Origin of the sequence: Kitasatospora sp. NPDC002227 (assembly GCF_040296285.1) — a bacterium.
GTDB lineage: Bacteria > Actinomycetota > Actinomycetes > Streptomycetales > Streptomycetaceae > Kitasatospora.
The window spans coordinates 174,428-193,867 of sequence record NZ_JBEOWY010000013.1; the positions used below are offsets into that span (position 1 = coordinate 174,428).

The following is a 19,440-nucleotide window of genomic DNA, read 5'->3' on the forward strand; positions in this document are numbered from 1 at the left end:
CCTCGAGCGGGCGCGGGGCCGGCGGTCGGCTCCACCGTGGTGACGGGGACCGGCATCCCGCAGACCGGGCCTAGCGGGGGCAGGCCGGGCCGGCGGCCGGGCCCGTACGGGCGGGACTGCGCGCCGCGGTGGAGCGGTCGGCACGGCTTCTTCGGAACATCGTCTTCTCCTTCGGTCCTGTGGTGGCGGTCCGGGCCCGCGCGGCGGCGCGCGGGCCCGGGGTGGTCAGCGGGTGCGGCGGGTCCAGCGGGGGTGCTCGACCTCGGGCTCCTGGCCGCGTACGTACTCGGAGCAGGCTCCCGGGGCGGTGAACGGCTTGTACGGCCGGTGCTCGGCCGGGGCGTGCTCGCAGGTACGGCACAGCGGGACGGCGTTGTACCAGCCTGCGGGCCAGTAGTAGGTCCAGCGGTCGCGCCACTCCTCGCCCCGGGAGGTGACCAGGAGCAGGCCGTTCGGCCACTTCTCGACCCGCCCGCCCTCCTTCTCCACCAAGGCGGCGATCTCGTGCCGGGTGCGGGCGGCGGAGTAGGTGACCGGCTCGGTCTGCCCGCGCTTGGACAGGGTGGCGCGCTCGTACCCGACGGCGTGGTCGGCGTCGGCGGCCCCGGCCGGGACGGGCTCGCCGAGCAGCGGACTGTCCAGCGGGCCGCGCCAGTCGTACAGGCCCGGCCGGACGGTGACCGACCGCCGGTCGGCCGCGAAGGAGACTGCCCACGGGTGCCAGAGCAGGGCGCGCGCCACGGAGTGGCACTCCCGTGCGGTCATCGGCAGCGGGTGCATGGTGACGGTGACCGCCGCCGCGTCGCCGGTGACCAGGAAGCCGCGCCGCCGCCCCTGCTCGGGGCACTGGCTGTTGAGCGCGGTCTCGGTCAGGCCGTGGCCGGCCAGGGCGGCGGCGACCAGGCGCCGCGCCATCGCGGCGGTGTCGGTCCGGTACGGGGCGGGGGATGTGGTGTCGGTGATGGTCACGGAGAACGTCCTTCGGGTCCGGGTTGAGCCGGGCGGCGTGCCACCGCCGCCCGGCGGGAGGTGCGTGCGTCAGCGGCCGGTGGCCGGGGTCCGGAGCGCGATCACGCCCCGGACCCTGCTCTCCGGCCGGGGGCCGGTCGCGGACGCCACCGGTGCGGCGGCCACCGGGGTGGGGCCGGGCTGGCTCGTCGCCCGGGCGGCGAAGTGCTGGTAGCGCTGGTAGGCGTACTTGGCGAGCTCCATCTCGGTGGCGGCCTGGGCGACCGTCCGCGGGTCCTTGTTCAGGGCGGCGGCCCGCTCGTAGTGGTCGTCCGCCCGCGCCTGCCAGTGCGCGGCCTGCTCGATCGCGGTCTCAAGATCCACGGTTTCACCCTCCGTTCGGCGGGGCGGGCCATCCCGCCCCGACATGAACAATTATAGCATGGCTAGCCACTATTTGTGAAGCTGTGGAAGACCCGTTTCGGCCGGGGCGGTGAGCCGCCCGCCGCCCTGCTCGAACAGCAGCGCCGCCCACTCCGAGGCCAGCCGCGCGGCCCGCGCCGAACGCGCGCGGTACACCCAGTTAGGGCCGGCCGCCTGCCGCACCGCCTCCTCGATCGCCTCGGCCTCGATCGCCACGGCCAACATGGCGGCGGCCGGGTCCGAGCTGCGCCCCTCCTGCACCGTGGCCAGGATCTTCAGCGCCCGCAGCGCCCGCTCCCGGGCCTCGAACTCCCCGGACAGGCCGGACAGCTCGTCGCCCACCTCACCGCCGAGCAGCCGCCGCGCCTCGTGCTCGCCGGGGTCGCGGTGGGAGAACGGCACCGGCGGGAACGCGGCGGCGGTCTCCTCTTCGGGCCGCACCACCCGGGGCAGACGGGCGCCCGACAGGGACCACCCGGGCCCACGGCCGTCCAGCGGCTCCAGCCGGAACCGGACCCCGTAGGGCGGCGGCTCCTCGACGCGGGCCACGACCCGCCGCGGCTCGCTCCACCCGCCGCGCCCCTCGTACTCGTAGCGGACCACCTCACCCACCGACAGGACCGGCTCCCCCTCGTCCAGCCGCCAGCCCCCCGGGACCGCCCGCAACAGCTCCCGCGCACGCTCCTGCTCCTCGCGGAAGTCGACGATGCGCACCAGGCGGTCCACCGCGTCCAGCCTCCGGCGCTCCCCGCCCTCCTGCTCCTTCTTCTCGCCCTCCAGGTGCAGGTACCAAGACCGGCCCTGCTTGAACACGTACCCCCGCAGGCGGCCGTCCGCCTCCACCGGGTAGCGGCCGTTCTCGTTCAGCCGGCCCAGCACCGTCCGCTCCTGGCGGGCCTGCCGCTCCCGCTCGTCCTGCTGCGCCCTGGTGGCCTTCTTGAGCTCCTGGGCCCGGTGGTTGGACTCCTCGGTCAGGGCGCGGTTGCGGTTGCCCAGCTCGGCCCGCTCGGCCCGGGGCAGGGAGCCGCGCAGTCGGCTGTGCAGCTCGGCCAGCTCGGCGGCCAGCTCCTCGTCCTGCATCTGGCGGGGGTCCGGCAGCACGTCGACTGCGGTGGTGTCGGCGTCGGTGGTCAGGGTGTTCATCGGTTCGGTCTCCTTCAGGGTGGTGCCCGCCCGGCGGCGCGGGGCTGCCGGGCTCGGGCGGTGACTGGGGTGTTGGGTGGTCGGGAGTCGGGCCGGGTGGTGCGGGCGGCGACCGCCGTGCCGGGAGGCCCCCGGCACGGCGGGTCCGGTCAGAGGGCGATCACGCCCGGGATGATCCACTCCCGGCTCACGCAGATCCTCAGCGGCTCGCCCGTGGTGAGGCTGTGAAGCCGGTAGGTGGGTACCTCGTGCTCGTCGCCACAGTCCTCGACCTGGCAGCGGGTCGCGCGGTAGTGCCCGTACCAGGCGACGATGGTGCCGTGGTAGGTCACGAGCGCGCCGTCGGGGATCTCCTCCGCGCCGGGCTGCCCATGGGGGGCGTCCGCACCCGGTGCCACCGCCGCCGACTGCGCAGAAGGGCTGAGGGGAACCCATCGTCCGTCCCAGTGCCGGGGCATGAAGACGACGTAGTCGCAGTTCGCGTGCCAGTGCTGGCCGGGATCCACGGTGCCCACCATGCCGAACGCGCGAGGCTCTCCGGAGAGTGGGTGATTCACGATCTCCCGGCACTGGAAGACCTTCACCAGCTCGCTGTGCAGCCACGTCTGGACGTAGGTGACGCCCGCCTGGAAGAACTCTGTCTCGGTCACGCCTGCTCCTTGCTCGGGATGTTCGGGTTGAGCCGTCCGGAGTGCCACCCCCTTCCGACATGAACAATAGTAGCAGATAGAACCACTGGTGTCGAGTCGGCTCCATCCGCATCCGGCCGATCCGGGGCGACTGCTGGGCGCCGGGCCGGCCCCGCAGTTGATCCCGTTCGGGGCCGGCGCGCCGGGCTTCGGGTCGGGGTGCGGCGGGGCCCCGACCCGAAGCCCTGGTCACCACGGGCGGTTCGGGCGGCCCCTGGTGATGGACGTCCGGCGCGCGCAGCCCCGCAGCGGCTTGTTCGTGGCAAGGCTGTGGAGCCGGTAGCGAACATCGGGCCCGGTGTAGTCGGCGCAGCAGCCCTCGACCTTGCAGGCGTACGCGCGGTAGACGCCGTGCCAGTTCCGGACACTGCCGTGGTACGTGACCAGGGAGCCGTCGGGGATCACATCGGCCGCCGGGTGTAGAGCCACGACGTCGCCGCCGGGTGCTGCCGCGATCGGCCCCAGCGCGGGCATGCCGTCGACGGCGATCCAGTGCCCGTCCCAGTGGCGGGGGCGGAGGGCGACGGTCTCGCAGCCGGAGCGCCAGTCCTGGCCCGGCACCGCTGCGCCCTCGAATCCGAACGCCCGGGGCTCGCCGTCCGCAGGGTGGACGGCCGTGCCGGTGCACTGGAAGAACCGGACCAGTCGGCTGTCCGGGAAGGTCTGGATGTAGGTGGCGCCCGCCTGGAAGAACTTCGCCTCGGTCACGTCTGCTCCTTGCTGGGTGTTCGGGTTGAGCCGGGCCGGAGTGCCACCCCCGGCCCGACATGAACAATAGTAGCGTTGATAAGCATCATTTGTCGAGCCGTTGAACCCCGGATCGGGCCGGGCTACTCGGCCAGCGCCACGATGCCTCTCCGTGCCGCAGTCCACCGCCGGTGGCTGTGGTAGTTCGCGGCGAGATCGGTCGTGGGCATGCCCTTGTAGTGCCGCAGCATGGCCTCCTGCTCGTCGGCCGGCAGCTCGGCGGCCAGCCACCGCGCCGCGACGTCGCGCTCCGCCCAGCTGAGCCCCGGCCCGCCGTGCCACACTCGCGGGTTCGACAGGAAGCGGTCGAGGGCGGCCAGTTCGGGCGTCTCGGGCGGCAGGCCGGAGATGTCGGGCACGGCGACGACGTAACGGTGGTGGGCCTCGGTGCGGCGCAGCCGCTCGGTGTAGGGTCCGGGTCCGGTCCAGATGACCTGGGTCGTGAGGTAGTGCGTGGAAGTGCTGGCGGAGTACAGGTGCCGCCATGCGCCGTCGACGTGCACGTCGAGCGTGGGCGTGAGGATACGGGCCGGGACGGTGACTGCGAGCCGGCCGTCGACCGTGGCGGTGCGGGGCGTCGTCATGCTGCTGCTCCCTTGCTGGGGTGGTTCGGGCTGGGTCGGCCGGGGCGCCTTCTCCGTCCGACATGGAAAATAATAGCGCCTATATCCACCTGTGTCGAGTCGGGGGCCTCCTCGTCGTGCCGCAAGGGCGCCGGACGGCGCCCGGGTGCCGGGGCGGGCCGTCGCAGCGCCGACCTCCGCCCCGGCGCGGAGCTCAGAACAGGTGAAGGCGGCCGGGCTGCTGGGCCTCGGCCTGGGTGAGCTCGGCGGCCTCGCGCCCGCCCCGAAGGATGATCAGCTCGCGCTCCAGCAGCTGCATCTGCCTGCTGGTGAGGCCGCCGAACCCTGCGTCGAGCAGGAACCCGTCCACTTCGTCCACGGCGTCGTCCGGGCGGCCCAGGGTCCACGGCGCCCCGTCCAGGGCACGGGCTTCCCGTCCCTCGACCGAGACCGTGACGGTGAAGGCGCGCCCGGCCGGGTCGAACGCGGGGACCACGTGGACGGTGCTGCTGACGGCGAACGGGCGGCCGGTGGCGGGCATGGGTGGACTCCTCTGCTGGAAGGGTGGTCGGGGGAGGGTTGTCGGGGCTGCCCATGGTGGCTGCCCCGGCGGGCCCGGTCATCCCACGGGCACGAAGGTGAAGTAGCGCGAGGGCAGGACGGTCATCAGGGGCGCGGCGTCGGGGTGGGCGTCCTCGGGCCGGTAGTCCTCACGGGGCATCGCCGTGTTGGTGAGCAGACAGTCCGCGCCCAGGAACTGGCGCCCGATCCACTGGGAGGCGAACACGGTCTGCGGCAGGTGCGACTTCTCGGCGTCGCGCCGGGCCTGGGCCAGCATGCCCTCGGTGAGCTCGTCCGTGGTGGGCGGCAGGGCGTCCGCCTCGAGCCAGCGCCACACCGGGTCGGTGCCCGGGAGCGGGACGGGGTTGTTGCGCACCGCCCAGTGCACGTAGACCAGGGTCGGCGCGTCGCGCCACAGGCCCGGGGCGTTGCCGGTGGTGAAGTGCCGCTCGTACTTCAGGGTCGTGCCCCGGTAGCGCCACACGAGCCGGAACTCGCCCCGCCCGCGCGCCGTGTCCGCGCCGAGCGTGACCACCCATCCGTCGCCGGTGTTGGTCTCGTCGGCGGGGGACCACGTGGCCTCGGCGCTCCAGCCGTGCTGGCGGGCGTAGGCGACGACGGCGTGGACCTTGGCCGGGACCTTCGGGGCGGTGGTGGCGGTGTCCTGCACGGGGGCTCCTCAGTCGTGGTGGCGGCGCGGTGCGCCGGCGTGGTGGGTTCCGCGGCACCGCCGGGGGCCGACTCCCGGGGGGCGGGGAGGGCCGCACCCGGCGGTGCCGCGGGCGGGCGCCCGGAGGGGAGCGGGACGCCCGGCTTTCGGTGTCGGGGACTCGCGCCCTTCCGACATGAACAACAGTAGCAGTTATAGCCACTATTGGCAAGCGGGGAATCCCACCTCCCGTACCGGGGGTGCGCCCGGTGCCGGACGACGGCCGGCCCGACCCGCCGGATGGTCAGCCGTGCAGGTGGGCCAGGAAGTCGGCGGACTGCCACGCGCGCCGGACATCCGCCGGGAGCGGATTCAGGGCGGCCACCGCCCGCTCGGCGTACTCGGCCGCGCGCTCCGCCAGCCGGAATCCCTCCGACAGCGCGTCGCGGTGATCCACGCTCGGCTCGTCCACCCCGGTCAGCGCCACCCACCGGTCGGTCCGGCGCTGCGCCGCGGCGATGGCCTCGAGCGCGGTGACCGCCGGCTCCGGCTGCCGGTAGGTCGCCAGGACCTCCTTGGTCATGTCGACGATGACCCGGGAGTGGCCGTGCTCGGCGGCGGCCCGGAGCGCGGCGTCGTGCAGGTTCTGGACGATGGTGCCGTTGAGCACCACCTGCCACCGGCCCTTCGGACTGGGGGCGTGGACGGTGCACCACAGCGGCGTGCGCCCGTCGGGGCCGGCCTGGTCCGCGAGCCGGGCCGGGATCGGCATCGGGATGTACGGCTGCCCGGGGTCGTCCCCGTCGGGTACCCCGACCGCGGCCTTGGCGACGGTCCGCTCGTCCGGCTCCCACGTGAAGCCGGTGCGGGTGACGGCGACGCGAACCGGGTCGGCGCCGTCCAGGGCGGCGGCCACCAGGGAGGAGTGGAACGCCACCCCCGCTCGGGCGTGCCGGCAGATCTCGAAGAACTCCGCGAGCTCCTCGACGAACGCGGGCGCGCCGACGGCCCGCTCGGTCGCCTGGGCGCCGGCGACGACCTGCCGCTCCTCGCCGGGCCCGGGGAGGGTGAGCAGCCGGAAGTGCTCCGATTCGCCGATCAGCGACCCGGTGAACGCGCTCAACGGGACGGCGGGCTGGACGGAGATGCCTCCGACTGCCTGGATATCAACTGACATGGGTGGTGCCTCCTGGGTCGGGCCGGGCGGCGGGTGCGCCGCTCGGCCTGGTCGTGGTTCTCGGGTGCCGCCGCCCGGGCGGGGCCGGCTGTCTCTGCCTCGACTGGGTGGGGCCGGGCGGCCGGTTCGACCGCCCGGCTGTCGGGCTAGTCGGCGGTGAGCAGCGGTGCGTGCCCGTCGCAGACCGGCACGTGGATGCCTTCGGGGTTGAGTCGGAACGCGGTGGCCGGGTGGCGGTCCCGCCAGACCCCGTCGACCCGGCCGGACCACGCGCACAGGTGCGTGGTGTTCTTGGATAGGTGGATCACGTCGGGGCTGTCGGCGGTCAGCACGTACGGCTGCGTCACCAGGGCGGCGGGGGTGTACTCGGGGATGCCGTTGCGCAGGAAGGCCGGTTCGCGGAACAGCCGCTGGATGGTGGCGTCGCCGGTCGGCTCGGTGGACCGGGTGCGCACGTGGTTGAACCATCCGCCCCGCTCCCGCGTCCACACGACCTGGCCGTGGCGGACCACGTCCCCGACGTGGAACTGCGTGGGGATGCTGCGCTCGTCCGGGTAGGGGCTCGGCGGCAGGCTGGCAGGGTCGACGTGGCGGTCGGCGAGTGCGGTGATGAGTGTGGAGCCGTGGGTGCGGTGGGTGAACGGGAACTCCCAGTGCAGTGCCGGATAGTGGCGCAGGGCCTCATCGCTGGGCCGCACCACGCGGGACGTCCAGGTGTATTCGCCCCGGCCCCGGTGCTCGACGGTCAGGATGACGGACTCCTCCCAGCCTGCGGCTAGCTTGACGTCCCCGGGGCGCAGGTCCCGCAGGCGCATCATCGTCGTGCCGTTGTGCCGGACGGCCGCGCCCCGCTGCGCCGGGGTCTTCGGGGTGGAGGTGCTGCTGGTCATGCGGACTCCCTGCTCGGGGGTGTTCGGGTTGAGCCGGTCGGGGTGCCACCCTCTTCCGACATGAACAATAGTAGCGCATATAGCCACTGTCGACAAGTGGGAGTGATTCCCTTCCGCTGCTGCACTGCAGGTCGGCCGGGGTGACCGCCCGCCGCACCCGCTCGCCGTCGTGCGCCGGCTCGGCGGCGGTACCGAACAGCGTGGCCCGTGGCCCGCTGAGGCCCAGCCGGCTCCGGGGGCGCACCCGTCGGCGCGCCCCGGAGCCGGGAGGCCGGTCAGCCCGTCGAGTCGGGCCCGTGCAGGGAGCGCTCCAGCGCGTCCCGGGCCGCGCGGACCGTCGGGTCGTCCAGGTCGTGTCCGCACCCGTGGCAGCGGTTGCCGGCGTAGCGGCAGCGGCACGAAGTGATCTCGGCGACCGGGAACAGGTCCTGCCGCAGCCAGAACCCGTAGTTGTCGTCGTAGGCCCGGCCGGAGATCGTCTCCACGACCGTGCCGCGCCATGCCTGTCCGGCGAAGTACTCCCGGGGGTCGGTGCCGAGGGTGACGTACAGGCTGTGCCACCAACCCTCGTCGGTGGGGCACCACTTGGGCGCTGTGGCGCGCCACAGCGCCCCCCTGGAGGCGAGGCGCTTGCCGCGCGCCCGGGTGACCAGGGCTTCGCCCCGGGCGGGAAGGCGGATCTCGAAGCCGCCGCCGGCCTTCGGCATGACGTAGTAGGTGTGGTCCTCGGTGGTGACGGCGCCGGGAAGCGGCATGCCGGTACTCCTTCGTGCTCGGGGTGGGTGAAGGGGCCGCCCCGCCCGCTGCGGGGCGGCCCGGAGGGGGTGTCAGGCCGCGAAGCAGCGGCACTCGCAGGTGAGCCGGTACGCATCGGTGTTGTTGAACGGGTAGTAGTCCGCCATGGCGGCATCGGCGAGCGCCGCGGTGGCAAAGCACACCGCCACCCGCCCCCGGCGGGAGATGGCGTTCGCGAACAGCACTCGGAAGTGCGTCGGCCCGGTGACGGTCTCGCGGGCGACGGACACCGTCCCGGCCGCCTCCTCGGTGGTCAGCCCGAACGCCACCGCCCGGGCGCGCAGCTCGGCCAGGCGGCGCTGCAGCTCCTCCGGGTTGGCGGGGCGGCCGTCCTTCGGGGCGGCCAGTTCGCGGGCCCAGTCGGCCAGGTGCAGCAGCTCGCCGGTGGCCGCGACGGGGCGGTGCCGGGCTGCGCGCCCGGCCGCCTCGGCCAGGGCGGACAGGTCGCCTCGGGGGCCGGTCAGCTTGTCGACCGCCGCGCGCAGCAGGCCGCGGGCGTACGGCGTCTCGTCGTGCTCGGCGACCCCGGGGCGGGCAAGCAGCCGCTTGGCCAGGGCATCGGCGGCGCGCGCCCGGACCTGGGCGTCGCGCACGCTGCCCCGGTGGCCGGGGTTGGCCAGGACCTTCGGGGCCAGGCGGTTGGCTGCGTAGGCGAGGTGGTAGAGGCGCCAGACGTCGCGGTCGATCTCCGCTGCGGTGCGTGCGTGCATGGTCCGCTCCTTGCTCGGGGTGTTCGGGTCGAGCCAGCCGGGGTGCCACCCCCTTCCGACATGAACAACTATAGCAGTGTTAGCCACTATTGGGAAGTCGGATGGAGCCGGTGCCACGGTCGCCGGGCGCCTCGGCGGGGTGCGAGCGCGCCGGCTGAACCGCTGGCCTGCTGCACGGCGCAGCCGGGGCCCGGCGGGCGCCGGCTGCGCCCGGTGGGTGCTAGGCACAGCGCGCTCCGAGCGTCGGGCCTGCGGTGCGGCCGGCGGCTCAGAACTCCCAGCAGGGGAACGAGTCGTAGTCGTCGTCCCAGGGGTAGATGCGCCCCCGTTCGAGACTCTCGCCGATCACGTCCAAGTGGCCGTCCAGCTCGTGGTCGGGGCCCACCCACCCTTCGAACTCCCGCAGTCGCGCGGTGATCTCGTAGCTGGTCGCGTCGGCGTCGACGACCAGGGCGGCGATGTGGCTCGGCCGCCCCTGTTTGTCGGTGGTGGCGTCGGCGGAGGGTGTGAGCTGCCACTCGCCGGCTGCCGGGGCGATGGCGAACGGCCTCCGGCGGTCGGGGTGGAACAGGTCCCAGAGGGCGGCGGTCGGCACCGGCGGGGAGACGGTGATCGTGCCGCGGGCCTCGTAGTCGTACGACATCGGCATGTCCTTGGTCTGGTGCGGGTGCGGGTGCGGGTGCGGATCGGTCGGGCAGGCAGGCTCGAACTCACTGCGGGGCGGCATCGGCGGCGGCGCGGAACGCCTCGGCGGCCTCGGCGGCCGTGCGGCCCGGGGTGCGGCCCCACACGTGCACCAGCCGGTGGCGCAGGCGACGCTGCTCCTCCTCGTCGGCGCCCTCCGGGGACTCCATCGGGCTCCCGTTCAGGTGGTCCGACAGCAACACCAGGGCCAGCGTGCGGGCGGCACGGATCGCGGGCGCGTCGTACTCCCGGCTGCTGCTCCGCCGCCCGTCACCGGCCGCGACGTTGAGCACGCCCAGCATCGACGCCTTCAGCGTCACCGTGCGCCCGCCGGTGGCGAACAGGCCGTCGCCCTGGAACAGCCCCACCTTCTCGACGTGCGCGGCGGCCCACAGCAGCAGCCACTGCGCGGTCGCCGGGAGGATCGTGCTGTTCTGGTTGTAGCGGAAGGCTCGCCCCGGGGCCGGGTGGCCGGGCCGGAGCCTCGGCGTGGTGGCGCGCTCTGCGGCGCCCGTGTCCGGCGCGGCGGGTTCCGGGGCGGGGGTGCGGGCGTCCTGGCGGGCGTGGTCGGGGCAGGCTCGCACGGGGCGGTACACCGTGCTCTGGGAGACCTGCACGAACCGGTCGATCCGGCCGGGCGCGCCGCACGCCGGGTAACCGAACTGGGCGGCGGTACTGGTGCCGCCCGCCGTGCTGACAGTGCGCCAGGTCGCCTGGCACGCGCCGACGGTGTGGTGCGCGATGCCGTTCGGGTCGGCGGTGGTCTCGGGCCGAACCTGCGGAACCGGGGTGCTGCTGGACATCGGTCTGCTCCTTGCTCGGGTCGGGCGGTCGGGGCGCCATCCCCTTCCGACATGAACAATAATAGCAGTATTAGGCACTATTTGGAAGTGTGGGTGTGCCGACCGGGCAGGGCGATTCGCACTCGTCGTGGGGCCGGCGGCGGCCCGGAACGCCTCGGCGGCAGCCTGCCCCTGGAACGCGGAACGCCCCGGCCCGGTGCGGGCGCGGGGCGTTCCGGTGCGGCGGGGCCGGGGTCAGTCGGTGGCCTCCTCCCCGGCGTTCATCCCCCGGAGCTGGGTGAGGACAGAGACCACGGCTTCGGGGGCGCCCTGCCGTAGTGCCTTGAAGGCGGCGGCGCCGGCCTCGCCGAGCGGGACCAGGTCGCCCGCCCGGTACAGCGCGGTGAGGGCGTTCTCCGCCTGCCACCGGTACTCGGAGCGGGCGGTGCCGAACTCCGGCCGGCCACGCCGCGTGACGAAGGTGTACCGGGCGGCGGCACCGTGGTTGACACGGAACGTCCAGCCGGTGGGGCGGACGTCGCCGGGCGCGGTGAACGGCTGGAAGCCGTGGGCGGTGGAGTGCTGGCCGAGCGCGGTGACCCGGACGGTCAGCTCCTCCAAGTCGGCGATCGGGACGTCCTCCTCGGCGGCCTCGACGTCGCCGGGCTCCATGGCGGAGGAGAGCGGGTGGACCGAATCGTCCAGCCGGACGGAGTACCCGGCGACCTGCTGCGGGTCGGCCTGGGAGTGCCGGACGCCGTCGACCGTGCCGAGGGAGCCGGCCGGGATCGCGGGCTGCTTCGGGTCCCACTCGGCGGCGTCCAGGTCGACGGTGGTCTTCACGCGCTGGCCGACCTCGAAGGTGTTGCTGCTCATGGGTGCGCTCCTGGGGGCGAGGGGCCGCCGCGGTGAGCGGCGGCCCGGGGCGGGACGGTGTCAGGGGGCGAGCGGGCGCTCGATGGTGACCGGCTCGGCCGCGGCGACGTCGTCGAACCGGCCGATCCCGAACGGTCGGCGGAAGGTGCGGGCCCGGTCCTCCTCGTCGACGCCGATGATCTCGGCCCACCACCGGGGCCGGTCGCCGCGGACGGCGTCCCCCTCGGCGGTGCCCGTCTCGATGACGGTCGCGCGGATGCCCTCGACGTGGACGATGTCCCCGGGGGCGACGCGGGCGAGGGTGCCGGTGAAGGTCACGCGCTCCACTTCGGCGACGGCTGCGGCGTAGAGCGGGTCCGCGTCGGAGAGGTAGCGCAGGGCCTCGCCCAACTCGTCCAGGGCGGCCCGCCACTGCGGGTCGGTCGGGTCCGGGTTGGAGGTGATCCGGTAGGCGGCGGCGTCCGCGGCGGCCCGCATCTCTGCGATCCGGGACGTGTCGATCAGCTCGGACTTGTCGGCCTTCCACGCGCTGCGGTCGTCGGTGTGAATCCACTCCGCGCCGTGGGCCGTCTCCCGCCGGGTCGCGATGCGCACCCGGCCGTCGGAGCACCGGATGCGGGCACCGGCGATGTCGGCCTGGGCGTCGCGGTCCCGGACGGCGGCGGCGGTCAGGTGGTAGCTGGCTGCGTGGGCGACGGCGCGCTCCAGGCTGTTGAACGTCGGCCACTGGTCGGGGTTCGAGCCGACGGCCACGACGTAGCGGCCGAGCACCGGCTCCTCCTCGTCCGCCTCCTCCTGGGCGGGCTCTTCCTCGGCGTTGCACTCCGAGCAGGTGGCCGCCGGGTACTCCGGGTGCTCCGTGCAGATCCGGCCCCACGTGTTGTACGGGTCCTCCGGGTCGGCGTCGTCCATCTCGGCGTTCTCCTCGGCGGCCCGGTTGGCGACGTCGACCGCGCACCCCGTGACGTACCAGGCGGTTTCCGCGTCGGCCGTGGCGAAGGCTCCCCACTCCGGGCCGTTGGTGGCGGTGGAGCACTCGGCGACCGGGTCGCCGGTGGTGCCGACGGTGACGGCGCGGCCGTGGACGCAGTGGGCCGGCTCCTGCTCCGTGCCGGTCGGGCTCGCGTGCTGGGAGCCGATCGCGGCCTCGGCGATAGCCCGGGTCGGGTGGTGGGCGCCGTCGGCGCTGGTGAGGAGACGGCCGTCGGCGGTGATCGCGCCGAAGGTGGCGCCCTCCCCGAATCCGATGCGGAAGGTCCAGCCGATGGGGTGCTCCTCGCCATCGGTGAGGGCGGGCAGCATGTGCGGGTTGTTGCCGAAACTGCGTGCCGTCTCCTGCGCGCCGGTGAAGCGGGCGAAGGCGTCGCGCAGCGCCGCGGCCTCCGGGGTGTCGGCCGGCTCGGCCGGGACGGCCACGGCCCGGTCCCGGTTGGCGCTGGCGACGTACCGGAACGACTCGACGGTGCGCCACCCGAACGCGGCCAGGATGCCGTCGACGTCCGGGTACGGGTGGTACGGCATGGGGACGTACAGGAGGGGATCGCCGGCGCCGACGGGGCGGACGGTGAGGCGGTGCTCCTTGTAGCCGGGGGAGAGGACGGCGCTGCAGAACTCGACGACGGCGCGCCCCTCCGCGGCGGGGGCGGCGGGCTCCTCCACGGCGGCCTCGGCCTCCGGTACGGCGACTGGTGCAGCGGCCTCGAAACCGAGCTCGGCGGCGAGCACGCTGGCCGCGCGGTGGCTGGCGATGTACGCGCCGTCCTCGAAGTCCTCGACCGGGCCCTCGAAGCCGTGCAGCTCGCCACGGACGGCGGTGACCGCCACGGGCCACGCCTCCACCAGGAAGCCGACGACGCCCTCCGACTCGATGACCAGCACGTCCCCGTCGCGGATCTCCTCGTCGCACTGGGTGGCGTCGTACGCCTCGGCGGTGCTGTCGAACCGGTGCACGGCCGGGCCGCCGGAGGTGGGGGAGTTGCTCTGCTCGACCACTGCTGCTCCTTGCTCGGGATGTTCGGGTTGGGCCGGTCGGGGCGCCAACCCCTTCCGACATGAACAATAGTAGCGCATCTAGCCACTATTGGCAAGCGGGGTGATCCGCGTCGACATGTCCAGGGCCGGGCGGCTGGGCTGATCTCCACGGAGGTCCTCGCGGAGCGCCGGGTCGTCCAGGCCGTGCCCGCACCCGTGGCGGCGGCCGGCGTGCTGGCAGCGGCGCGGCTGGTCCCCTTCTCGCTCGAGTGGGCGGGGGACTGTCCGGTGCGGTGCGGTGCGGTGCGGTGCGGTGCGCTGCGGGCCGGGCGGCGGTGCCGGCCGCCGCCCCCGGCGGGGTGGTTCAGTCGCGGGGAATCCAGAGGCCGCGCTCTTCGCGCCGGATCTCCCAGTCGCGGCGGCCGGGCTCCCGGCCGGGGCGGAAGTCCTCGCAGGCGAAGATGCTCCCGCCGGGGCCGTGCTCCTGCTTCGCGTCGCCGCACCCCAGGCACCGGGTGATGGCCTGGCGGAACTCGAAGCACACCGCGCGGTGCTCGTCCAGGCCCTCGGACAGCGCGTGGTGCGGGGTCCGGTGGCCGTCCCGGTTGGCGGGGTTGGTCCAGTCGCCGGGGTTGCGGCGCCCTTCCGCGGTGGCGACGTCGAACCGGCCGGCGTACGACCACGGGCCGACCGGGGTGAACTGGGCCGGGGCGTCGGGCCCGTTGAGCATGTTCTCCGGCCAGAGGGTCACCAGGCAGGCGCAGCCGGGCACGGTGTACTCCCAGCCGGCCAGGTACCCGCCGTCCTCCCAGGCGGTCGCGGTGAACTCCCCGAACGCGAGCGGGGCGAGGGCGGCGGCGGCTTCCGGGTGGACGGTGATCGTGCGCATCGTGTGCCTTCCTGTGGTGCGGTTCGGGTTGGGTCGGTCGGGGCGCCAACCCCTTCCGACATGAACAATAGTAGCGCAGCTAGTCACCATTGGCAAGCGGGGATGATCCCTTTCCGCTACGGCGGGTCGACGAAGCCGGCCGCGGCGACCGCCCACCGCATCCGCTCGCCGTGGTGGTCCGGCTCGGCGGCGGCGCAGAACAGCGCGCGCTTCATGCACTCGACCCGCAGCCCGTTGAAGCCCAGCCGGCCCACCGCGTCGGCGCGCAGCTCGGCCACCTCGTACGGCGTCACCAGCGCACCGGTCTCGTGCATCGACATGTACAGGGCCTGGGCGGCCGGGCTGATCTCCACGGAAGTCCTCTCGACTGGCGGCAGGGAAGGGCAGGGAAGGGTGGGGCCGTGCTGCGCCCGCTCGGCGGCGGGCGCAGCACGGGGGCGTCAGCTCTCCGGGGTGTCGCAGTACGGCCCGTACCAGTGGCCGGAGGGGCTCCGCCGGGTCACGGTCACCTGCATCTGGACGTCGTCGGGGTCGTCGGTCAGCGCCACCTGCACCCGGGCGCTGGCGCGGAAGGTCATGATCACCACCCCGGGGCTCACCTCCTTGCCACTGTGAACCGTGATCGCGCTCCCGACCGTCAGGCCGAGGAAGTCCGGCGCGCTGAGGTTGGCGACCGAGCGCCACCACGCGGCCTTCTCGGCCATCCCGCCGGACGGCTTCGGCGGCATCGGCTCGAACTGGTCGCCCGGTCGGAAGTCGATTCCGGTCTCGACGAGATCGGCGGTCGGGCTGTAGAGGTGGCCGTCGGCGAAGGCGGCCGGGACGCTGGAGGTGGGGAGGGTGTTCTGCTCGACCACTGCTGCTCCTTGCTCGGGGTGTTCGGGTTGGGTCGGTCGGGGTGCCACTCCCTGCCGACATGAACAACTATAGCATATTGAGCCACCTTTCGGGGGTGTGGTCCACCCTTGAATCCGCCGGCCCGGCGCGATCTGGAACGGGCGATCGGCCGCGCCGGCGGGGCCTACCCGCCGAACGGGTCCGCGGCGGCCCGGAACATCGCGGCGGCCTCGGCGGCCGTCCGCCCCGGGGCGCAGCCCCACACGTGCACCAACCGGCGGCGGGCGTAGCGCTGCTCCTCCTTGTCGGCGCCCTCCGGGAACTCCACCGGGCCGCCGTTCAGGTGGTCTGACAGCAGCGCCAGGGCCAGCGCGTTGGCGGCCTGGACGGCCGGCCAGTCGTAGGCCCGCTGACTGCTTCCGCGCCCGTCTCCGCCCGCGACGTCGAAGGCGCCCAGCGTCGATGCCTGCAGCGTCACCGTGCGCCCGGTGCCGGCGAACCGGTCGTCGCCCTGGAACAGTCCGACCTGCTCGACGTGCCCGGCGGCCCACAGCAGCAGCCAATGCGCGGTCACCGGGAGAACGTCGCTCTCCTGGTCGTACTGGAAGGGCTGGCGGGGCTTCGGGTGGCCGGGGAGTCGGCGCGTGATGCGAACGGACACGGGTGTACCTCGTTTCGTGCTGCAGGGAGTGGAAGGGGTGGGCGGGGCCGCGTCGCGCCCGGTGGCCGGCGGGGTGATGCGAGCGGGGTCCGGCCCGGCGGCGGGCGGGAAGTGCCCGCCGCCGGACTGGCCGGTCAGTCCTCGGCCGCGCTGTCGTCCGTGGCCCGGCCGACGCGCAGCACGCCGTGCGCGATCCGGGTCGTGCCGTGGACGTCCAGCTCGTGCTTGCCCCAGTGGCCCGGCTCGACGTGCCAGACGGTGACGACGTCGGAGGCCAGCAGCATGCGCTTGAAGGTGTAGACCTCGGGCCGCCACTCGATCACGCTCGCGCCGTTGACGGCCGGGATGCGGAACCGGTCGCCCGGCTCGAGCGCGAAGTACGGGACGCGGTCGCCGGCGGGCTGCTGCTCGTTCATCTCGGGTTCCTCTCGGTGGTTCGGGTCGAGCCGGTCGGGGTGCCACCCCCTCCGACATGAACAACTATAGCATAGCTAGGCACTGTTTTGGGGGGTGGCACCACTTCTTCGCGTCCGGCCGCCGATCAGCCCAGGTACGTGATCCCGTTCGGCGGGGTCCACCTCGGGTGGGTCATCGCGCGCACGGCCTTGCGGCACTTGCGGCACAGCCTGATCGACGGCAGGGTGCGCGCGGCGCGGCGCAGCCTGCGGGCGGCCGGGTTGCCCTTGGGGTGGCGCGGCCCGTAGGTACGCAGCACGCCCCACTGGCCGCGTCCGGTGCGGGCGGCGAACCCGCCGTCGAACACGACGGGGCCGGTCGGCGAGTCGGTGACAAAGCGCCCGCACAGCGCGGCGGAGCGCGTCCACGGGCCCGGGTTCTCGTGGCCCGGGGGCATCGCGTGGTCGCCGTTGCAGTGCAGGAGGGGAGCGGTCGGCATGGAGTGCCCTTCGTGGTGCCGGAGTACGGGTTGAGCCGGAGCCGGGTGCCACCCCGTTCCGACATGAACAATAGTAGCAGATATAGCCATCATCGGAAGTCGTGCGCTGCCCGCTTCACCGGACCTCGGCGCCCACCGGCGCGGCGCCGACGGACCCCGACAGCGACCGCCAGCGGGGCCGACCGGCACCGAGCCGGCCTACCGCGCACGGGGCGGCACGGTCTCCGCGTTCCGCTCCTCCAGCCACCGGAGGACCTGCTCCGGAGCGTCCGCCGGATCGGCGGTGCCCCATACCCCGTAGTCCTCGGAACCCTCCTCGTCGTCCAGCTGCCAGACCAGTGCGTCGCCGTCCAGCCCCACCACCAGCCAGCGCGGCCCGTCGGGTGTCGTCAGCCGCACCGACGCCGCGTAGAGGTTGTGGCCGGTGCTGGTCACCTCGGCCGGAACGCCGGCGGCCTGCAGCGCCGCCGTGATGGCCCGGGCGTCCGCGGTGAAGCCGTGGAAGTCCGGGTGGATGGCCCACCGTTGCGCCGGACCTTCCACGGTCGTACGGGCGACGTGCCCGGTCCGGGAGCACTCCACGATCAGCCGCACGGCGGGGACGACCGGGCCCTCGGGGCCGAGTGGGAAGAGCTCGGCGGCGTGCACGTCGCGGATGCGGGCGTCCACGACGTACCGGCCCGGGAACATGCTCTTCGGATCGCCGTAGGGGTCGCTGGGGCCGGTGTAGGTGGTGAGCGGTGCGGGGGCCTGCTGCTGCGCCATGGCGGCGGTCTCCTCGGTGGGTGGTCGGCGGGCCGGGTCGGGCCGGCCGGAGGTCGGGCGGGCTGAGGGTGGGGCCCGGGGCGGTGCCGCGCACCGCCCCCGGGTGGGGCGTCAGGCTGCCAGCACGGGGCGGACGTCGGCGGTCTGGTGCGGCTTCTCCCGGACGACGACCACGGGCAGGGGCAAGCCGTGGTGCTGGGCGAGCAACTCGACGGCCTGGTCCTCGTGGACGTCGCCGACGGGGACGGGGGTGCCCGTGTGGTCGGTGACGACGTAGGCGGCGCTGGCGTAGGTCGAGTGGAAGCGGACCGTTCCGCCGATGCCCTGGTGTCCGTCGAAGCTGACGGCCCGGGTGAACTCCTCGACCGGGCCGACGGGGCGCAGCCGGGCTACGGTCCGCGCGGCCAGCACCGGCGGCACGGCGGTGGCCTCGGTCTGCTCGGCGGCCTGCTCGGGCTCGGCCTGCTGCTCCTGGTCGTCGGCGTCGTCCTCGGCGGCCGGGGGGTCGATGCTGTCCAGGATGGCGCGCACGGCCGTCGTGACGGTCTTCAGGACGGCCGTCATGGTGGCCTCGATCTCCTCCGGGGTCTTGCCCGCCCAACCCGCGATGTACGGGGCGGAGCTGACGCCGGAGTCCAGCCCGAACCACGCGCACACGATGGCGGCGACGGCTTCGGCCTCGGTCTCCATCCGGCCCCGGTGCTTCGCGTACTCGGCCATGTCCTCGACGTGCCCGCACTCGACGTGTCCGACCTCGTGGGCCAGCGTGACCGTGGCGTGCGCCTCCGGGTCGGTGTCGCTGACCAGGATTTCCCGGGTGGCCGGGTTGGTCAGGCCGTCGGCGGGGGCGGTGACCGCGCGGCCGACGGTGTACCCGCGCCGCTCTGCGTGCATCGCCAGTGCCGCCCAGAGGCCGTCCGGCACGGCCCCGGTGACCTTCGCGCTGATGCTGACCAGCGGCGCGGCGGTCGCTCCCTCGATCGGGTCGGTCTGGCTGATGTCGAACACGGCCGTGGTCCGGAACCGCGTGATGGTCTCGGGCTCCCCGTTCTCGTCGGTGACCGGCTTCCCGTCCTCGTCCCGCTTCTTGATGGTCATCCCGGCGAAGATCGTCAGGCTCTTCTCGCCCCGCCGGACCTGGCGGCCCTGGCGCTGCCACTCGTTGTAGCTGGCAACGGCGGTGGCGTGCGGGCACTGCTGGAGGATCAGCAGCCAGTTGCGGAAGCTGTAGCGGCGCAGGTCCAGGGTCGCCATGGCCCGGATGGTGGCAGTCCACCCCTCGCTGGTGGCGAGCGAGACGACCGCCTCGGTGAGCTTGTCGCCGAGCTCCGCGACGGCGGCCTCTCGCGTCTCGGTGCGGCGCGTCTTCTCCGCCTCCGACACCTTCGGGCGGCGCTTGGTGGTGGACTTCGCCCGGGTCTTCGTCGTGGTCACTTCTCCGCCTTCGTTCGGGTGGTTCGGGTTGAGCCGGCCGGGGTGCCACCCCCTTCCGACATGAACAACTATAGCAGTCTTAAGCACTATCCGCCAGTGCGGAATCCTCCTCGGCTCCGACGCCAGGGAAGTGCACCGTGCGCTGCAGCTCGCCGAGCGTGCGGACGGGGTCGGTCGAACCGCGCTCCTGCTGGCTGGTGGGTCTGCCCGCCGCTGCGGGCGCCGCGCCCGGGGTGTGGCCGGCTACCCGCAGTTCTCTGCCGGCCACGGGCGGCCCGGCCGCCCGTGGTGGCCGGTGCGGGCGTTCCCGGGGGTGGGCCCCCCCCCGGACGCGGGGGGGGGGGGGGTGGC

The 19,440-nt window shown here is 74.0% G+C and carries 24 protein-coding genes; all 24 read right to left on the reverse strand.

Going from position 1 to position 19,440, the window contains the following annotated elements:
• Positions 1–225 precede the first annotated feature (225 nt).
• The gene (locus tag ABT095_RS15120) at positions 226–969 is read right to left on the reverse strand and encodes a hypothetical protein (RefSeq protein ID WP_350529838.1); all 744 of its coding nucleotides are present in this window, start codon (positions 967–969) and stop codon (positions 226–228) included.
• Between the two features lie 69 nt (positions 970–1,038).
• A complete protein-coding gene (locus ABT095_RS15125) occupies positions 1,039–1,332 on the reverse strand; it encodes a hypothetical protein (RefSeq protein ID WP_350529839.1) in 294 nt (97 codons plus the stop codon).
• A 69-nt stretch (positions 1,333–1,401) separates the two neighbouring features.
• Positions 1,402–2,514: a hypothetical protein gene (locus ABT095_RS15130; RefSeq protein WP_350529840.1), complete on the reverse strand. Its 1,113-nt coding sequence runs from the start codon at positions 2,512–2,514 to the stop codon at positions 1,402–1,404.
• 149 nt (positions 2,515–2,663) lie between these two features.
• The gene (locus tag ABT095_RS15135; protein WP_350529841.1) at positions 2,664–3,164 is read right to left on the reverse strand and encodes a hypothetical protein; all 501 of its coding nucleotides are present in this window, start codon (positions 3,162–3,164) and stop codon (positions 2,664–2,666) included.
• Positions 3,165–3,392: 228 nt separating this feature from the next.
• Positions 3,393–3,911, reverse strand: a complete 519-nt coding sequence (locus ABT095_RS15140) for a hypothetical protein (RefSeq protein ID WP_350529842.1) — start codon at positions 3,909–3,911, stop codon at positions 3,393–3,395.
• A 122-nt stretch (positions 3,912–4,033) separates the two neighbouring features.
• The gene (locus tag ABT095_RS15145; RefSeq protein ID WP_350529843.1) at positions 4,034–4,534 is read right to left on the reverse strand and encodes a hypothetical protein; all 501 of its coding nucleotides are present in this window, start codon (positions 4,532–4,534) and stop codon (positions 4,034–4,036) included.
• 193 nt (positions 4,535–4,727) lie between these two features.
• A complete protein-coding gene (locus tag ABT095_RS15150) occupies positions 4,728–5,054 on the reverse strand; it encodes a hypothetical protein (protein ID WP_350529844.1) in 327 nt (108 codons plus the stop codon).
• A 78-nt stretch (positions 5,055–5,132) separates the two neighbouring features.
• The gene (locus ABT095_RS15155; RefSeq protein WP_350529845.1) at positions 5,133–5,744 is read right to left on the reverse strand and encodes a hypothetical protein; all 612 of its coding nucleotides are present in this window, start codon (positions 5,742–5,744) and stop codon (positions 5,133–5,135) included.
• 283 nt (positions 5,745–6,027) lie between these two features.
• Positions 6,028–6,900, reverse strand: coding sequence for a hypothetical protein (locus tag ABT095_RS15160; RefSeq protein ID WP_350529846.1), 873 nt, complete (start codon positions 6,898–6,900; stop codon positions 6,028–6,030).
• Positions 6,901–7,046: 146 nt separating this feature from the next.
• The gene (locus tag ABT095_RS15165; RefSeq protein WP_350529847.1) at positions 7,047–7,790 is read right to left on the reverse strand and encodes a hypothetical protein; all 744 of its coding nucleotides are present in this window, start codon (positions 7,788–7,790) and stop codon (positions 7,047–7,049) included.
• 275 nt (positions 7,791–8,065) lie between these two features.
• Positions 8,066–8,545 carry a hypothetical protein gene (locus tag ABT095_RS15170; RefSeq protein ID WP_350529848.1) on the reverse strand — a complete coding sequence of 160 codons (480 nt, stop codon included), beginning with the start codon at positions 8,543–8,545 and terminating at the stop codon, positions 8,066–8,068.
• A 72-nt stretch (positions 8,546–8,617) separates the two neighbouring features.
• Positions 8,618–9,295, reverse strand: coding sequence for a hypothetical protein (locus ABT095_RS15175; protein WP_350529849.1), 678 nt, complete (start codon positions 9,293–9,295; stop codon positions 8,618–8,620).
• A gap of 268 nt (positions 9,296–9,563) precedes the next feature.
• On the reverse strand, positions 9,564–9,938 hold the full coding sequence (locus ABT095_RS15180) for a hypothetical protein (protein WP_350529850.1): 375 nt from the start codon (positions 9,936–9,938) through the stop codon (positions 9,564–9,566).
• Between the two features lie 67 nt (positions 9,939–10,005).
• Positions 10,006–10,782 carry a DUF6197 family protein gene (locus ABT095_RS15185; protein ID WP_350529851.1) on the reverse strand — a complete coding sequence of 259 codons (777 nt, stop codon included), beginning with the start codon at positions 10,780–10,782 and terminating at the stop codon, positions 10,006–10,008.
• 234 nt (positions 10,783–11,016) lie between these two features.
• On the reverse strand, positions 11,017–11,637 hold the full coding sequence (locus tag ABT095_RS15190) for a hypothetical protein (RefSeq protein ID WP_350529852.1): 621 nt from the start codon (positions 11,635–11,637) through the stop codon (positions 11,017–11,019).
• A 60-nt stretch (positions 11,638–11,697) separates the two neighbouring features.
• Positions 11,698–13,629 (reverse strand): hypothetical protein, encoded by a 1,932-nt coding sequence (locus tag ABT095_RS15195; RefSeq protein WP_350529853.1) that lies wholly within the window; start codon positions 13,627–13,629, stop codon positions 11,698–11,700.
• Positions 13,630–13,972: 343 nt separating this feature from the next.
• A complete protein-coding gene (locus ABT095_RS15200) occupies positions 13,973–14,497 on the reverse strand; it encodes a hypothetical protein (RefSeq protein ID WP_350529854.1) in 525 nt (174 codons plus the stop codon).
• A gap of 116 nt (positions 14,498–14,613) precedes the next feature.
• Positions 14,614–14,850, reverse strand: a complete 237-nt coding sequence (locus ABT095_RS15205) for a hypothetical protein (protein ID WP_350529855.1) — start codon at positions 14,848–14,850, stop codon at positions 14,614–14,616.
• An 87-nt stretch (positions 14,851–14,937) separates the two neighbouring features.
• Positions 14,938–15,354 (reverse strand): hypothetical protein, encoded by a 417-nt coding sequence (locus tag ABT095_RS15210; protein ID WP_350529856.1) that lies wholly within the window; start codon positions 15,352–15,354, stop codon positions 14,938–14,940.
• A 164-nt stretch (positions 15,355–15,518) separates the two neighbouring features.
• On the reverse strand, positions 15,519–15,995 hold the full coding sequence (locus tag ABT095_RS15215; protein ID WP_350529857.1) for a DUF6197 family protein: 477 nt from the start codon (positions 15,993–15,995) through the stop codon (positions 15,519–15,521).
• A gap of 134 nt (positions 15,996–16,129) precedes the next feature.
• A complete protein-coding gene (locus ABT095_RS15220) occupies positions 16,130–16,411 on the reverse strand; it encodes a hypothetical protein (protein WP_350529858.1) in 282 nt (93 codons plus the stop codon).
• Between the two features lie 125 nt (positions 16,412–16,536).
• Positions 16,537–16,890: a hypothetical protein gene (locus ABT095_RS15225; RefSeq protein WP_350529859.1), complete on the reverse strand. Its 354-nt coding sequence runs from the start codon at positions 16,888–16,890 to the stop codon at positions 16,537–16,539.
• 198 nt (positions 16,891–17,088) lie between these two features.
• Complete coding sequence (locus tag ABT095_RS15230) at positions 17,089–17,655, reverse strand: hypothetical protein (RefSeq protein ID WP_350529860.1); 567 nt, start codon at positions 17,653–17,655, stop codon at positions 17,089–17,091.
• A 111-nt stretch (positions 17,656–17,766) separates the two neighbouring features.
• Positions 17,767–19,089 carry an ArdC-like ssDNA-binding domain-containing protein gene (locus tag ABT095_RS15235; protein ID WP_350529861.1) on the reverse strand — a complete coding sequence of 441 codons (1,323 nt, stop codon included), beginning with the start codon at positions 19,087–19,089 and terminating at the stop codon, positions 17,767–17,769.
• Positions 19,090–19,440 lie beyond the last annotated feature (351 nt).

Bases quoted from the DNA above. Each gene is read 5' to 3' on its own strand.
- ABT095_RS15130 (WP_350529840.1), bottom strand. From the start codon at position 2,514: ATGAACACCCTGACCACCGACGCCGACACCACCGCAGTCGACGTGCTG.
- ABT095_RS15145 (WP_350529843.1), bottom strand. From the start codon at position 4,534: ATGACGACGCCCCGCACCGCCACGGTCGACGGCCGGCTCGCAGTCACC.
- ABT095_RS15150 (WP_350529844.1), bottom strand. From the start codon at position 5,054: ATGCCCGCCACCGGCCGCCCGTTCGCCGTCAGCAGCACCGTCCACGTG.
- ABT095_RS15160 (WP_350529846.1), bottom strand. From the start codon at position 6,900: ATGTCAGTTGATATCCAGGCAGTCGGAGGCATCTCCGTCCAGCCCGCC.
- ABT095_RS15165 (WP_350529847.1), bottom strand. From the start codon at position 7,790: ATGACCAGCAGCACCTCCACCCCGAAGACCCCGGCGCAGCGGGGCGCG.
- ABT095_RS15170 (WP_350529848.1), bottom strand. From the start codon at position 8,545: ATGCCGCTTCCCGGCGCCGTCACCACCGAGGACCACACCTACTACGTC.
- ABT095_RS15175 (WP_350529849.1), bottom strand. From the start codon at position 9,295: ATGCACGCACGCACCGCAGCGGAGATCGACCGCGACGTCTGGCGCCTC.
- ABT095_RS15180 (WP_350529850.1), bottom strand. From the start codon at position 9,938: ATGTCGTACGACTACGAGGCCCGCGGCACGATCACCGTCTCCCCGCCG.
- ABT095_RS15185 (WP_350529851.1), bottom strand. From the start codon at position 10,782: ATGTCCAGCAGCACCCCGGTTCCGCAGGTTCGGCCCGAGACCACCGCC.
- ABT095_RS15190 (WP_350529852.1), bottom strand. From the start codon at position 11,637: ATGAGCAGCAACACCTTCGAGGTCGGCCAGCGCGTGAAGACCACCGTC.
- ABT095_RS15200 (WP_350529854.1), bottom strand. From the start codon at position 14,497: ATGCGCACGATCACCGTCCACCCGGAAGCCGCCGCCGCCCTCGCCCCG.
- ABT095_RS15220 (WP_350529858.1), bottom strand. From the start codon at position 16,411: ATGAACGAGCAGCAGCCCGCCGGCGACCGCGTCCCGTACTTCGCGCTC.
- ABT095_RS15225 (WP_350529859.1), bottom strand. From the start codon at position 16,890: ATGCCGACCGCTCCCCTCCTGCACTGCAACGGCGACCACGCGATGCCC.
- ABT095_RS15230 (WP_350529860.1), bottom strand. From the start codon at position 17,655: ATGGCGCAGCAGCAGGCCCCCGCACCGCTCACCACCTACACCGGCCCC.